We start from the raw sequence: 12,811 nt of genomic DNA on the forward strand, positions 1-12,811 counted from the left end.
CAGGGAGCTCGCATGGAGTGTTGGCCTGAACAGTCGTTTGATCCATGACCTTGAAGAGGACGTCAACGTGACCAGTAAGCAGAACCTTCGCATCAATGTGCTGGCAGCCGCCGTGCTGTCGTTGTCCGCAGGCGCCAGCGCCTATGCCGCGGGCCTGCCGGCCAAGGAGCCGGTGCGCCAGCCGGCGGCCGCCCAAGGCGCAGAGCGCATCATCGTCAAGTACCGCACGGGCACCGCGGCGGCCACGGATCGTTCGGCCAAGCTGACGGCCGTGCAGTCGGCGGTCGCCCGCGCCAGCGTCGGTGGTTCCGCCGCCGGGCGTGCCAGTGCGGTGAACCCGCAGATCGTGCGCAGACTCGGCGTCGGTGCCGATCTGATCCGCCTGCAGGGCCGTCTGAGCCCGGCCGAACTGCAGAAGGTGCTGGCCGAGATCAAGGCCGATCCCTCCGTGCAGTACGCCGAAGTGGACGTGAAGCTGCAGCGCACCGATGTGCGCCGACGTGATGCCACGCCGCAGCTGGTGCCGAACGATCCGTACTACGCGCAGTACCAGTGGCATCTCAACAGCGCCACCGGCGGCATCAACGCGCCGGCTGCGTGGGACGTCGCCCAGGGCGAGGGCGTGGTGGTGGCGGTGCTCGACACCGGCATCCTGCCGCAGCATCCGGATTTCTCCGGCAACCTGCTGGCGGGTTACGACTTCATCAGCGACGCGGAGACCTCCCGCCGCGCCACCGATGACCGCGTCCCGGGTGCGCTGGATTACGGCGACTGGGTCGAGAATGACAACGAGTGCTACGCCGGCTCGCTGGCCGAGGACAGCTCCTGGCACGGTACCCACGTGGCCGGCACGATCGCCGAGTCCACCAACAACGGCGTGGGCATGGCCGGTGTCGCGTACAAGGCGCGCGTGTTGCCGGTGCGCGTGCTCGGCAAGTGCGGCGGCTACCTGTCCGACATCGCCGACGCGATCACCTGGGCCTCCGGTGGCACCGTCGCCGGCGTGCCGGCCAATGCCAATCCGGCCGAGGTCATCAACATGAGCCTGGGTGGCGGCGGCGCGTGCGATGCGCTGTACCAGGATGCGATCAACGGTGCCGTCTCGCGGGGCACGACCGTGGTGGTCGCGGCCGGCAACTCGGCCTCCAACGCGGCCAACTTCCGTCCGGCCAGCTGCGCCAACGTGGTGGCGGTCGGTGCGGCCCGGATCACCGGTGGCATCGCCTACTACTCCAACTTCGGCACGGTGGTGGACCTGTCCGGCCCGGGCGGCGGCGGCAGCGTGGACGGCAATCCGGGCGGTTATGTGTGGCAGGCGGGCTATGACGGCGCGACCACGCCGACCTCCGGTGCCTACAGCTACATGGGCATGGCCGGCACCTCGATGGCGTCTCCGCACGTGGCGGCGGTAGCAGCCCTGGTGCAGGGCGCGGTCACCGCGGCCGGCAAGGACCCGCTCAGCCCGGCCGCGCTGGAAACGCTGCTCAAGCAGACCGCGCGCGCCTTCCCGGTGACCATCCCGACCGCCACGCCGATCGGCTCCGGCATCGTCGATGCCAAGGCCGCGCTCGACAAGGCGCTGGAAGAGGAGTGCACCGAGAACTGCGGCCCGGTCGCCACGCCGCTGACCAACAAGGTTGCCGTCGGTGGCCTGAGCGGCGCCGGTGGCAGCGAAGCGCTGTACAGCTTCGAGGCACAGGCCGGCAAGGTGCTGAGCCTGCTCACCTACGGTGGCAGTGGCAACGTGTCGGTGTACGTGAGCCAGGGCAAGGAGCCGACCGCCACCGCGTTCGACGCCAAGTCCACGCGCCCGGGCAACAGTGAAACGGTGCGCTTCACCGCGCCGGTGGCCGGCACGTACTACATCAAGGTGGTCGGCGAGTCCGCGTTCAGCGGCGTGAGCATTCTGGCCAACCAGTAATACCGCAGCACCCCGAACGGGAGTCCGTCATGTGACGGGCTCCCGTTTTTACATCTGGACGGTGTGCAATCCCGCGTAGGATCGCGGTGAACTGCTAAAGTCGCAGCGGTTGCCAGGAGAACATTCTTGAACGCGGTTGCCCAGGATTCCACTGCAGCATCCCCAGCCGAATCCCGCATTGTTGCGGTATTGCTGGAGAAAGGTCGGCTCAAGGACGGCGACCTGGCCCGTGCGCGCCCGCTCCACCGTGAATCCGGCGGCAGCCTGCTGGGCTTGCTGGTCCGGCTGGGGCTGGTCTCCGAGCGCGACCATGCACAGACCAGTGCCGAGGTGCTCGGCCTGCCCCTGCTCGATGCCAAGGCCGTGCCGGAATCGCCGCCCGAAGCCCTGCTCGATGGGCTGCCGCTGACGCTGCGGTTCCTCAAACAATTCCATGTCTGCCCGCTGGCGCTGCACGACGACGTGATCGATCTGTGGGTGTCCGACCCGCAGGACCCGTATGCGGCCGATGCGGTCCAGCTGGCGATCGGGCTGCCGGTGCGCCTGCACGTCGGCCTGCGCTCGGAGATCGATGACCTGATCGAGCGCTGGTTCGGCCAGGGCCGCAGTGCGATGGGCGCGATCATCGAGACTGCCGACGGGGAGGGCGCCGCGGTCGACGACATCGAACACCTGCGCGATCTGGCCTCCGAAGCGCCGGTCATCCGCCTGGTCAATCTCGTCATCCAGCGCGCGGTGGAACTGCGCGCCTCGGATATCCACATCGAGCCGTTCGAGAATCGCCTGAAAGTGCGTTACCGCGTGGACGGCGTGCTGATCGAAGGCGAAAGCCCGCCGGTCAACCTGACTGCCGCGGTGATCAGCCGCATCAAGATCATGGCGCGGCTGAACATCGCCGAGCGCCGCCTGCCGCAGGACGGCCGCATCATGCTGCGCGTGCAGGGCAAGGAGCTCGACCTGCGCGTGAGCAGCGTGCCGACCGCGCACGGCGAAAGCGTGGTGATGCGTCTGCTCGACCGCGATACGGTGGTGTTCGATTTCCATCGCCTGGGGTTCACCGACGCCTTCCTGCCGCAGTTCCGCAAGGTGCTCGAACAGCCGCACGGGATCCTGCTGGTCACCGGCCCGACCGGCTCGGGCAAGACCACCACGCTGTACACCGCGCTGAGCCAGCTCAATACCGCCGACGTCAAGATCATCACCGTCGAAGACCCGGTCGAGTACCAGATCGAAGGCATCAACCAGATCCAGGCCAAGCCGCAGATCGGGCTGGATTTCGCCAACGCGCTGCGCAGTATCGTGCGCCAGGATCCGGACATCATCATGATCGGCGAAATGCGCGATCTGGAAACCGCGCGCATCGCGATCCAGTCCGCGCTGACCGGCCATCTGGTGCTCTCCACGCTGCACACCAACAACGCGGCCGGTGGCATCACCCGCCTGCTCGACATGGGTGTGGAGGATTACCTGCTCACGTCCACCATCAACGGCATCCTGGCCCAGCGCCTGGTGCGCCGGCTGGAGCCGCAGCATGCGCAGCGCTATGCCGCCTCGCCGGAGGAGGTCGAGAAGTTCGGCCTGCGCCGGCTGCAGCCGGACGGCGAGATCTTCCTGTACCGCGCGCAGCCCTCGGCGATCGCGCCGACCGGTTATCTCGGCCGGACCACCATCGTCGAATTCCTGGTGATGAACGATGCGCTGCGCAGTGCGGTGATGCGTCGTGCCGGGATGGGCGAGATCGAGCAGATCGCCCGCGCCGCCGGCATGCGCACGATGTACGAAGATGGCCTGTCCAAGGCGCTGCAGGGCCACACCACGCTGGAAGAAGTGCTGCGCGTGACGGAGGAATCCTGATGCGCGTGCGCGACCGACAGCGGGAGCACGGCTGAGCATGGCCCAGTACCGCTACAAGGCGCTCAACGCCCATGGCGAACTGTTCGATGGCCAGATGGAGGCGGCCAGCGAAGCCGAGGTGGCCGCGCGCCTGCAGGACCAGGGCCACATGCCGATGGAAGCACGACTGGCCAGCGAGGGCGTGGCCGGTGCCTCATCCTGGGCGGCGCTGCTGCGCCGGAAGCCGTTCGACGGCGGCGGGCTGGTGCAGTTCACCCAGCAGCTGGCCACCCTGCTCGGTGCGGGGCAGCCGCTGGACCGCGCGCTGAGCATCCTGCTGGAGCTGCCCGAAGACGAGCGTACACGCCGGGTGGTCACCGACATCCGCGACATCGTGCGCGGCGGTGCGCCGCTGTCGACCGCGCTGGAACGCCAGCACGGGGTGTTCTCGCGGCTGTACATCAACATGGTGCGCGCCGGTGAAGCCGGGGGCAGCCTGCACGACACGCTGCAGCGGCTGTCGGATTACCTGGAGCGCAGTGCCGAGCTGAAAGGCCGCGTCATCAATGCGCTGATCTACCCGGCGATCCTGCTGGCGGTGGTCGGCGGCGCGCTGTTGTTCCTGCTCGGCTACGTGGTGCCGCAGTTCGCGCTGATGTACGAAAGCCTGGACGTCGCCCTGCCGTGGTTCACCCAGTGGGTCCTCACCGCCGGCCTGGTCGTGCGCGAAGGCTGGATCATCATGATCGTGGTGCCCGCGGTGATCGCGCTGGTGGTGGAGCGTCGCCTGCGGCAACCGGCCGCGCGCCTGGCCGTGGATGGCTGGCTGCTGCAGCGCAAGGGCATCGGCCCGCTGCTGGCCAAGCTGGAGACCGCCCGCCTGGCCCGCACCCTGGGCACGTTGCTGCGCAACGGCGTGCCGCTGCTGTCGGGCCTGGGGATCGCGCGCAACGTGCTGGGCAACCGCGCGCTGGCCGCCGATGTCGACACCGCCAGCGACGAGGTCAAGAACGGCAACGGCCTGTCGGCGTCGTTGTCGCGCGGCAAGCGTTTTCCGCGCCTGGCGCTGCAGATGATCCAGGTCGGCGAAGAATCCGGTGCGCTGGATACGATGCTGCTCAAGACCGCCGATACGTTCGAGCAGGAAAGCGCGCGTGCGATCGACCGTCTGCTGTCGGCACTGGTGCCGGTGATCACCCTCGTGCTTGCCTCGGTGGTCGGCCTGGTGATCGTGGCCGTGCTGGTACCGCTGTACGACCTGACCAATGCCATCGGCTGACCGGCCGCTGGAGAATACCCCCGTGATTCGATGCAAGGAGCCTGCCATATGCAACGTCGTCGCCTGACCCGCTTCACTTCCGCGCGCCACCAGTCCGGCATGAGCCTGCTGGAAATCATCATCGTGATCGTGCTGATCGGTGCGGTGCTGACCCTGGTCGGCAGCCGCGTGCTCGGCGGTGCCGATCGTGGTAAGGCCAACATCGCCAAAGCACAGGTGCAGACCATGGCCGGCAAGATCGACAACTACCAGCTGGACACCGGCAAGCTGCCGGCCAAGCTGGATGATCTGGTCACCCAGCCGGGCGGCAGCGCCGGCTGGCTCGGCCCGTATGCCAAGCCGGCCGACCTCAATGATCCGTGGGGTCATGCGCTGGAGTACCGCGTGCCGGGCGAGGGCCAGCCCTACGATCTGATCAGCCTGGGCAAGGACGGCAAGGTGGGCGGCAGCAGTTACGACGCGGACATCCGGTACGAGTAACCGGCCTTGGGAGCACCGTGGCCCGTGTCGAGCAGACCGCCGCATCGCGTGCCCACGGGCAGCCATGCACGCGGTCTGTCGCTGCTGGAGATGCTGCTGGTGGTCGCCCTGATCGCGATCATCGGCGTGGTCACCGCCACCGCGATGAACGGTGGCATCGAGGGCCTGCGCCTGCGCAATGCGGGCAAGGAGATCGCCACCCAGCTGCGCTACACACGCACCCAGGCGATCGCCACCGGGCAGACCCAGCGCTTCGTGATCGATCCGCGCGCGCGCAGCTGGCAGGCCGCGAACGGTCGCCATGGGCAGATTCCCGCCGCGCTGGACGTGCAGTTCCGCGGCGCGGGCCAGCTCAGCACCGCGCCGGGGCAGGGCAGCATCGCCTTCTTCGCCGACGGTGCCGCCAGTGGCGGTAGCATCGCGCTGAGCACGCGCGGTGCGGTATGGGACATCCAGGTGGGGTGGATCACCGGCGAAGTCCGTGCGGGCCCGCGTCGGGAGGGCCGATGAAGAAGCGTCAGCGCGGCTACTCGCTGCTCGAGGTGATCATCGCCTTCGCCCTGCTGGCGTTGGCGCTGACCCTGCTGCTGGGCAGCCTGTCCGGCGCGGCGCGCCAGGTCGGGCAGGCCGAGGTGCGCAGCCGCGCCACGTTGTACGCGCAGTCGTTGCTGGCCAGCACCGGCGTGGAGGCGCCGCTGCAGGAGGGCAGCACGCAGGGCGAGTGGGAGCAGGGCAAGTACCGTTGGCGGCTGCAGGTCGAGCCATATGCGGAGCCGCGCACGACCGCCGCGCCGGTGACGAGCGACGTCGGCGGCCCCACCCTGGCCCAGATCACCCTGCAGGTGCGCTGGGGCGAAGGCAACGGCGAGCAGCTGCAGTGGCGCAGCCTGCGCCTGCTGTCCCCGGTACCGGGCGCACCGCGATGACGCTGCGCGCGCGCCGTGCCCGCGGTTTCACCCTGATCGAAATCCTGCTGGCCACCGCGCTGCTGGTGGGCGGCCTGGCACTGGCCTTCGCCACCGTGCGCTCGGCGATGATGATCAGCCAGCGCGGCGAGCGCATGGCCGCGCAGAACGAGCGCATGCGCGCGGTCGAAGGCTTCCTGCGCCGCCGCCTGTCGACCGCGTTGGTGATCGCGACGTCGCCGCCGGATCCCACCCGCGACCCGGTGTATTTCCTCGGCGAGCCGCAGCGGATGTTGTTCGTCTCCGATCTGCCCGGGTATCTCGGGCGGGGCGGGCCGTATGCGCATGAACTGCAGGTCCGCCGCGCGGGTGGGCAGCAGCAGCTGGAGGTCGGGTTGACCCTGCTGCAGAATGGCGAAGCCATCGAAGAAGCTCCGCCGCGACCATTGGAGATGTTGGCTGATCAGCTGCGCGAGGTGCGCTTCCGCTATCGCGGCACGGAACCGCGCACCGGCCAGCTCACCGAGTGGCTGGACCGCTGGGAGGACACCCGGCGCCTGCCCTTGCTGGTCTCGATCGAGATCGTGCCGCTGCAGGGGCCGGCGTGGCCGCCGATGATCGCCGCCTTGCCGCCACCACGGACGGATCGCCCATGAGGCCGGCGCGCGGTGCGGCGCTGGTGCTGGTGCTGTGGTTGATCGCCCTGCTCACGGCGGTGATCGGCGCATTCGCGCTGAGCGCGCGCGTGGAGCACATGCAGCAGCGGGTGATCGGCGATGACGCCATCGGCCAGGAATATGCGCGTGCCGGGCTGGAATACGCCCTGCATCGCCTGCAGCCGCGCGCCAGCCAGCCGGCGTGGGTGGCCGATGGCCGCCGCTATCGGTGGACCTTCGATGCGCGCCGGATCGATCTGGCGATCCTCGATGAGAACGGCAAAGTGAACCTGAATCTGGCCGATGCCAGCCTCCTCACCGCCTTCCTGCGCGCGATGGGGGAAGCGCCGGACCGGGCGCAGCTGTTGGCCGGCGCCATCGTCGACTGGCGCGATGCCGACAGCCTCAAGCAGCCTGGCGGGGGCGCGGAGACGCCGGATTACGTCGCGGCCGGCCTGCCCTATGGCGCGCGCAATGCGCGCTTTGAGACCGTGGGGGAACTGCAGCGCGTGCTCGGCATGGATGCGGACCTGTATGCGCGGATCGAACCGATGCTGACCCTGTACAGCCGCCAGGCACGGCCGGACCCGCGGTTCGCGGCCGGCCCGGTGTTGACCGCGCTGGGGCTCGATGCAGAACGCCTGCTGGCCGAACGCGAGCGCGCCGCGGCCGCCGATGACGCCGGATTGCCGGTCGCACCGCTTGCAGGTGGCAGCGGCACCTATAGTATCGAGAGTCGCGCCACGGACGAACGCGGCCGGATATCGGTACTGCGCGCCGTGGTGAGGATGGGGTCGGCAGGCACGCCGGGAACGGCATACACAGTACTTCGCTGGGAACAGGGAATGGCAGCAAGATGACGGCATGGCGTGACAGTCTGGTGCGGGCCCGGGGGCGCGTGTCGCCTGGCGTGGGCAGCAGCCTGCGCTGGTGGCGGCAATCATTGCTGGCCTGGCTGCCGGTGCGCTGGCAATGGGCGATGGGCTGGTCGCGCTCGCGCCTGCTGCTGCAGCGCGACGGTGACGTCCTGCGCCTGCAGCGCCAGACCGGCGAACAGATCGAGGCGATCGCCGACCTGCCGTGGCCGGTCGCGCCCGGCGCGGTCGATGGCGTTCTGGATGCGCGCCTGCGCGGCCTGCCGCGGCACTGGCTGCTGCCCGCCGAGACGGTGCTGCGCCGCCCACTGCGCTTGCCGGCGGCGGCCGCCGAGCGGCTGCGCGACGTGGTCGGTTTCGAGATTGATCGGCAGACGCCATTCGATGCCAGCCAGGTCAGCTATGACGTACGCGAGCTGGGGGCGTTGCCGGATGGCCAGCTGCAGGTGGAGCTGGTGGTGATCCCGCGTCCGCAGCTGGAACAGTGGGCACAGCAGGCCGGGCCCTGGGCACAGGCGGTGGCCGGCGTGGATGCGGTCGACGCCGAGGGGCGTCCGCTGGACGTCAATCTGCTGCCGGTCGCGCAGCGGCAACCGTATCGGGACCCGATGGCGCGCTGGAACGCGATCCTGGCGATCAGCGCGATCGTACTGATCGCGCTGGCCGGTCATCAGCTGCTCGAGAATCGCCAGGCGGCGGCGGAAGCGCTGCGCGCGCAGGTCGATGACGCCGCACGCGATGCACGCCGGGTTGCCGCCGAGCGGCAGCAGGTGCAGAGCCTGGTTGAAGGCGCTGCGTTCCTGGAGGGCAAGCGCGCCGAACATGCCAGCACGGTGGAGATCTGGAATGAACTCACCCGCCTGCTGCCGGACGGCACCTATCTGGAAAAAATGTCGATCGAGGGCGCGACGCTGCAGCTGATCGGGCTCAGCCGCGAAGCCTCGCAGCTGGTGCCGCTGCTGCAGGATTCGCCGCTGTGGCGCAAGGTCAACCTGACCGGCGTGCTGCAGGCCGATGGCGCGACCAGCGGCCGCGACCGCTTCACGCTGACGGCCGAGCTGCAGCCGCTGCCCGGCGCCACGCCACCTGCGAAGGAGGTTGCCGATGGCAGCACAACCAACGCGCCGTGATCGCTGGTTGGCGCTGGGTCTGCTGCTGGCGGTGATCGCCGTGGCCTACCTGCTGCTGGTGCATCCGTGGTTGACCCGCCCGCTGCTGGCGATCAACGCCGATATCGCCGCCGTGCAGGAGCGCCAGCAGCGCGTGGACACGCAGTTGGCGCAGCGTGGCCAGATCGCCACCCAGCTGCGTGAGGTGCAGGCGACGCTCGAAGGTCGCCCCGGCTTCCTGCGCGAGGCCACCGCTGAATCCGCCGCGGCCGCGCTTTCCAGCCGGCTGCAGGATGCCGTGGCCTCGGCCAGCCCGGGCAACCGCAGCTGCACCATCAGCAACCGCACGCCGCTGCCGGATGCCAGCCGTGAGCCGGCGTTCCCGCGCGTGGCACTGCAGGTGCGCCTGCGCTGTGGCGTGCCGGAAATGGCCGCGGTGCTGCATACGCTGGAGACGGGCACGCCGCGCCTGTTCGTGGACAACCTCAATCTGCTCGCGCAGCGCTTCCAGCAATCCCCCAGCGAAACCGGCACCGGCCTGGATGTGTCGTTCGAACTGGTCGGGTATCTCCGCCCGGGCGCCGCGCTGGAGCCCGGTGCGGCACCACCACCGCCGCCATCGCCGTTGCCGGCCGGGCCGGCCGCAGACCCGGGCGCGGCACCGCCCGCCGATGCGGCGGAACCCCCGCCGGGTGATGCGGCCGACCCAGCGCCTGTACCGGCCGCTGCCGAGGAGGTCGAGCATGAAGCTTGAAGCAGCCGGCCTGCGCACCTGGTGGCTGGGTGGCATCGCGCTGTGGGCGCTGGCGATCTGGGGGGCGACGTTGTTCGGGCTGGGCAGCCGCATCGCCCCGGCCACCGAGGGCGATGCCGGGGCCGCGCCGTTGCCGCGACTCGCGCCCGCTGCGCCCGAGCGCATGGCCTCGGCCAGTACCTATGCACAGATCGGCGCGCGCCCCTTGTTCGCCGAAGACCGTCAGCCGCGCCCTTACCTGCTCGGTGGCACCGAGCAGGGCACGGCCAGCAGCGTATCGCTGACCGGCGTGCTGCTGACGCCCGGCTTCGGCATGGCGATCCTGACCACCGACCAGCGCCAGTCGCTGCGGTTGCGCTTGAACGGTGAGGCGGTCAACGGCTGGCAGCTGCTGGCGCTGGAACCGCGCCGCGCCACCGTCAGCGGCCCGGGCGGCACGCAGACGCTGGAGCTGCCGGTGTTCAACGGGCAGGGCGGTGAACCGCCGACCGTGCTGGGCGCCACGCCACTCACCTCGGTACCGCCGGCCGGCACCGGCGCGCGTCCGATCAACAGCGTGGCAGCACCGATGCCGCCACCGCCGGCGCCCGCGCCTGCGCCCCAGGCCGCCGCCGCACCCTTGAATGCAGCGCCCCCCGCGCAGAATCCGCAGGGGCCCAGCGAAGAGCAGATGAAGGCGATCCGCGAGCGCATCCAGGCGCGCCGCCAGCAACTGCAACAGCAACAGCAGCAGCAACAGCAGTCGCAGCAACCGCCCGCGGGCGGCTCCGGCCACAACCCTTAGAGTGACAGCATGACCCTGCGCCTTTTCCCCGTGTCTTTCCTCGTCGCCCTGTTGGTGGGCTGCACCACCGTGCCCGCGCCGGAGGTACGCCGCGATGCGGTGCTCGACAGTCACCAGGTGGTTGCCGGCGACGGCTCCCGTGCGGGCATCGAGGCCGAACCGCTGGGCAACCATGGCGCCCCGCAGGCGGTGATCCGCCGCGGCACCGGCACCATGATCAACCGCAGCGCCGCGGCCGCACCGCAACCCTCGCTGGGCAATGCCTCCACCGGCAACGCCACGTTCAACTTCGAAGGCGAATCGGTGCATGCGGTGGTCAAGGCGATCCTCGGCGACTTCCTCGGCCAGAACTACGTGATCGCGCCGGGCGTGCAGGGCACCGTGACCCTCGCCACGCCCAAGCCGGTGTCCTCCGCACAGGCGTTGAACCTGCTGGAAATGGTGCTGGGCTGGAACAACGCGCGCATGGTCTACAGCGCGGGCCGCTACAACATCGTGGCCGCCGACCAGGCGCTGGCCGGGACGGTCTCGCCGAGCACCGCCTCGCCGGCCAATGCGCGCGGCTTCGAAGTGCGCGTGGTGCCGCTGCAGTACATCTCCGCCACCGAGATGAAGAAAGTGCTGGAGCCGTACGCGCGCCCGAACGCGATCGTCAACGTCGACAACGGCCGCAACGTGATCACCCTGGGCGGCACCCGCAGCGAGCTGGAGAACTACCTGCGCACGGTGGAAATCTTCGACGTGGACTGGCTGTCGGGCATGTCCGTGGGCGTGTTCCCGATCCAGTCGGGGAAGGCCGAGCAGGTCGCCGCCGATCTGGAAAAAGTGTTCGGCGAAGAGAGCAAGACGCCCAGCGCCGGCATGTTCCGTTTCCTGCCGCTGGAGAACGCCAACGCCGTGCTGGTGATCACCCCGCAGGCGCGCTACCTCGACCAGATCCAGCAGTGGCTGGACCGCATCGATACCGCCGGCGGCAATGCGCGGCTGTTCTCCTACGAGCTGCGCTACGTCAAGGCCAAGGACCTGGCCGAGCGCCTGGCCGAGGCGTTCGCCAACGAGAACGGCCGCAGCGGTCGTGGCAGCAGTTCGCTGGCGCCGGGCGCGTCGCCGGTGGACATCGGCAGCCGCGACGGCAACAGCAACAGCAATTTTTCCAACACCGGCAGCAGCAATGGCAGCAGCCGCGGTGGGCTGGGCGAGGGCACGATGAGCCTGCCGCAGCGCCAGTCGGGCAATGCCAGCTTCAGCCTGGAAGTGCAGGGCGATACCGTCGGTGTGTCCGCGGTGGAGGAAACCAACACCTTGCTGGTGCGCTCCACCCCGCAGGCCTGGCGCTCGATCCGCGAGGTCATCGCAAAGCTCGACGTGATGCCGATGCAGGTCCACATCGAGGCGCAGGTGGCCGAAGTCGCGCTGACTGGCGACCTGAGCTACGGCGTGAACTGGTTCTTCGAGCAGGCCGTCGCCACCGGCAAGACCGAGAGCGGCATCGACCTGCCCAGCGCACTGGGGCGCTCGATCTGGGGCAGCATCTCCGGCACCGTCGGCAACGACGGCGTGGGCTGGACCTTCCTCGGCAAGAACGCCGCCGCCGTGGTCAGCGCACTGGACAAGGTCAGCAACCTGCGCCTGCTGCAGACCCCGTCGCTGTTCGTGCGCAACAACGCCGAAGCCACCCTCAACGTGGGCACGCAGATCCCGATCAACTCGGTGTCGGTCAATACCGGCGGAAACGGCGACAACACCTACAGCCAGGTCCAGTACCTCGATACCGGCGTGATCCTCAAGGTACGCCCGCGCATCACCCGCGATGGCGTGGTGTTCCTGGACATCGTGCAGGAGGTCAGTTCGGCCGGCGCGATCCCAAGCGGCTGCGACCCGAGCAAGACCACCTGCAACCCGCCGATCAATACCCGCAAGATCTCCACCGAAGCGGCGGTGCAGAGCGGCGACACCATCATGCTGGCCGGCCTGATCACCAACTCCGACGACGATGGCGCCAGCGGCGTCCCGGGCCTGAGCAGGATTCCGGTCATCGGTGCGCTGTTTGGCAGCAAGACGAAGAAGTCCGAGCGCTCCGAAGTGATCGTGCTGCTGACCCCAACCATCGTGCGCAATGCGCAGGAGTCGCGGAACCTGACCGATGAGTACAGCAGCCGGTTCCGCGCGATGGAGCCGTTCCCCGAGCCCAAGGGCAAGCGCTGAGCGATGCCCG

Annotated in this window: 12 protein-coding genes; all 12 read left to right on the forward strand. The window is 69.2% G+C overall.

The window, feature by feature from the left end; genetic code table 11:
* Window positions 1-67 precede the first annotated feature (67 nt).
* The 12 genes from ABE473_RS11175 to gspD all read left to right on the forward strand — a co-directional run bounded on the left by ABE473_RS11175 (window position 68) and on the right by gspD (window position 12,801).
* Entirely contained in the window at window positions 68-1,921 is a 1,854-nt protein-coding gene (locus ABE473_RS11175) for a S8 family peptidase (RefSeq protein ID WP_346489516.1), read from the forward strand.
* Between the two features lie 126 nt (window positions 1,922-2,047).
* Window positions 2,048-3,775: a type II secretion system ATPase GspE gene (gene gspE, locus ABE473_RS11180; protein ID WP_346489517.1), complete on the forward strand. Its 1,728-nt coding sequence runs from the start codon at window positions 2,048-2,050 to the stop codon at window positions 3,773-3,775.
* A gap of 37 nt (window positions 3,776-3,812) precedes the next feature.
* The gene (locus tag ABE473_RS11185) at window positions 3,813-5,033 is read left to right on the forward strand and encodes a type II secretion system F family protein (protein WP_179460725.1); all 1,221 of its coding nucleotides are present in this window, start codon (window positions 3,813-3,815) and stop codon (window positions 5,031-5,033) included.
* Between the two features lie 48 nt (window positions 5,034-5,081).
* Window positions 5,082-5,513 (forward strand): type II secretion system major pseudopilin GspG, encoded by a 432-nt coding sequence (gspG, locus tag ABE473_RS11190; protein ID WP_176990440.1) that lies wholly within the window; start codon window positions 5,082-5,084, stop codon window positions 5,511-5,513.
* 90 nt (window positions 5,514-5,603) lie between these two features.
* Window positions 5,604-6,023, forward strand: a complete 420-nt coding sequence (locus tag ABE473_RS11195) for a GspH/FimT family pseudopilin (RefSeq protein WP_319206877.1) — start codon at window positions 5,604-5,606, stop codon at window positions 6,021-6,023.
* Entirely contained in the window at window positions 6,020-6,439 is a 420-nt protein-coding gene (locus ABE473_RS11200; protein ID WP_346489518.1) for a prepilin-type N-terminal cleavage/methylation domain-containing protein, read from the forward strand. The genes ABE473_RS11195 and ABE473_RS11200 overlap by 4 nt, the downstream gene beginning before the upstream one ends.
* Entirely contained in the window at window positions 6,436-7,074 is a 639-nt protein-coding gene (locus ABE473_RS11205) for a type II secretion system protein J (RefSeq protein ID WP_346489519.1), read from the forward strand. The genes ABE473_RS11200 and ABE473_RS11205 overlap by 4 nt, the downstream gene beginning before the upstream one ends.
* A complete protein-coding gene (locus ABE473_RS11210) occupies window positions 7,071-7,934 on the forward strand; it encodes a type II secretion system minor pseudopilin GspK (RefSeq protein ID WP_346489520.1) in 864 nt (287 codons plus the stop codon). The genes ABE473_RS11205 and ABE473_RS11210 overlap by 4 nt, the downstream gene beginning before the upstream one ends.
* Window positions 7,931-9,079 carry a PilN domain-containing protein gene (locus tag ABE473_RS11215; RefSeq protein WP_346489521.1) on the forward strand — a complete coding sequence of 383 codons (1,149 nt, stop codon included), beginning with the start codon at window positions 7,931-7,933 and terminating at the stop codon, window positions 9,077-9,079. The genes ABE473_RS11210 and ABE473_RS11215 overlap by 4 nt, the downstream gene beginning before the upstream one ends.
* On the forward strand, window positions 9,054-9,812 hold the full coding sequence (gspM, locus tag ABE473_RS11220) for a type II secretion system protein GspM (protein WP_346489522.1): 759 nt from the start codon (window positions 9,054-9,056) through the stop codon (window positions 9,810-9,812). The genes ABE473_RS11215 and gspM overlap by 26 nt, the downstream gene beginning before the upstream one ends.
* Window positions 9,802-10,596 carry a hypothetical protein gene (locus ABE473_RS11225; protein ID WP_346489523.1) on the forward strand — a complete coding sequence of 265 codons (795 nt, stop codon included), beginning with the start codon at window positions 9,802-9,804 and terminating at the stop codon, window positions 10,594-10,596. Before gspM ends, ABE473_RS11225 begins: the two co-directional genes overlap by 11 nt.
* Before the next feature lie 9 nt (window positions 10,597-10,605).
* Window positions 10,606-12,801 carry a type II secretion system secretin GspD gene (gspD, locus tag ABE473_RS11230; protein ID WP_346489524.1) on the forward strand — a complete coding sequence of 732 codons (2,196 nt, stop codon included), beginning with the start codon at window positions 10,606-10,608 and terminating at the stop codon, window positions 12,799-12,801.
* The last annotated feature ends 10 nt before the right edge of the window (window positions 12,802-12,811 follow it).

The organism is Stenotrophomonas sp. TWI700 (genome assembly GCF_039673645.1).
Lineage (GTDB): Bacteria > Pseudomonadota > Gammaproteobacteria > Xanthomonadales > Xanthomonadaceae > Stenotrophomonas > Stenotrophomonas maltophilia_AA.

Bases quoted from the DNA above. Each gene is read 5' to 3' on its own strand.
- gspG (WP_176990440.1), top strand. From the start codon at position 5,082: ATGCAACGTCGTCGCCTGACCCGCTTCACTTCCGCGCGCCACCAGTCC.
- gspD (WP_346489524.1), top strand. From the start codon at position 10,606: ATGACCCTGCGCCTTTTCCCCGTGTCTTTCCTCGTCGCCCTGTTGGTG.
- ABE473_RS11185 (WP_179460725.1), top strand. From the start codon at position 3,813: ATGGCCCAGTACCGCTACAAGGCGCTCAACGCCCATGGCGAACTGTTC.
- ABE473_RS11215 (WP_346489521.1), top strand. From the start codon at position 7,931: ATGACGGCATGGCGTGACAGTCTGGTGCGGGCCCGGGGGCGCGTGTCG.
- ABE473_RS11195 (WP_319206877.1), top strand. From the start codon at position 5,604: ATGCTGCTGGTGGTCGCCCTGATCGCGATCATCGGCGTGGTCACCGCC.
- ABE473_RS11210 (WP_346489520.1), top strand. From the start codon at position 7,071: ATGAGGCCGGCGCGCGGTGCGGCGCTGGTGCTGGTGCTGTGGTTGATC.
- ABE473_RS11225 (WP_346489523.1), top strand. From the start codon at position 9,802: ATGAAGCTTGAAGCAGCCGGCCTGCGCACCTGGTGGCTGGGTGGCATC.
- ABE473_RS11200 (WP_346489518.1), top strand. From the start codon at position 6,020: ATGAAGAAGCGTCAGCGCGGCTACTCGCTGCTCGAGGTGATCATCGCC.
- ABE473_RS11205 (WP_346489519.1), top strand. From the start codon at position 6,436: ATGACGCTGCGCGCGCGCCGTGCCCGCGGTTTCACCCTGATCGAAATC.
- gspM (WP_346489522.1), top strand. From the start codon at position 9,054: ATGGCAGCACAACCAACGCGCCGTGATCGCTGGTTGGCGCTGGGTCTG.